Here is a 1,082-nt window from a genome sequence, read left to right on the forward strand (position 1 = left end):
CGGTGTTTTTCAAGATAGTTGGCACTGTTTCTGTGTTTAAGCCGCGTCTTTTTCTACCGTACGCTTCACCGGATTCAGTGTCGTTGGCCCAACGGGCTCGCAATTTCTGACCTGGCGACTTCCCCAGCGACTCGGTGTCCGCTGCTTGGCCTCTTCCAACACGCGTTGACGCTGGGCCAGGATGGCAACATCCTCGCCAGTATGTCGCTCCTGCGGTGTGACGAACCGCAACTTGCTGTGCTTGTGTTCGGTGTTGTACCAGGTCACGAAGCCGCTTACCCAGCGTCTTGCATCACCAAGGCTCTTAAAGCCGGATGAAGGCCATTCCGGACGATATTTAAGAGTCTTGAACAGCGATTCCGAGAATGCATTATCATTGCTCACCCTTGGCCGACTATACGATGGTAATACGCCCAGCTCTTCCATTTTTGCTTTCATAGTCTGAGCTTTCATCGGTGCGCCATTGTCAGCGTGCAACACCAGAGGCTGATGGAGGCACTGCTCGCGGAGTAAACAGCGTTGCAATAGCCCAGCCGCGTAATCGCCGCTCTCAACCTCGTAGACTTCATAGCCTACGATTTTCCGGCTGTAGACATCTTCAAACATGTACAAGTAATAGAACTGCCCACGCACTGTTGAAGCCAGGTACGTAATATCCCAGCTCCAAAGCTCACAAGGTCCTGAAGCATGGTGCGTCGTTGCTTCGCGAGAGCGTTGGGGCGTGAGGCTTTGTCCCCGATGATTCAGCTGGTTATGCGCTTTCAGTATTCGGTAAAACGACGACTCTGACGCCAGATACAGCCCCTCATCCAGCATCGATGGTACGATTTGAGAGGGTGGCAGGCTCTCGTAACGGGCTGAATTGCAGGTCGACAAGATCCTCTCCTGTTCCTCTTCACTGAGCTTGTTCGCAGGTTTGGGGCGTACCGCCTGCGGGCGCTTATCCGGCTGCACTGAGCCTTCACGGAACCAGCGACGGTAAGTCCGCAAGCCAATGCCGGCTTCACCACAGGCCCTGAACAGCCGGGCTCCAGCGTTTTTGGCTTCCTGGATCAGCTCAATCGTTGCCCTGCGCTCCGGGA

1 protein-coding gene is annotated in these 1,082 nt (G+C 54.8%); it reads right to left on the reverse strand.

What is annotated here, in order from left to right; translation table 11 throughout:
• Positions 1 to 36: 36 nt before the first annotated feature.
• Positions 37 to 1,082, reverse strand: a 1,046-nt coding sequence (locus tag CDH48_RS19025) for an IS3 family transposase (protein WP_100690262.1), incomplete at its 5' end; no start/stop codon positions are given.

This window comes from Marinobacter aromaticivorans (assembly GCF_002806975.1).
Taxonomy (GTDB): Bacteria; Pseudomonadota; Gammaproteobacteria; order Pseudomonadales; family Oleiphilaceae; genus Marinobacter; species Marinobacter aromaticivorans.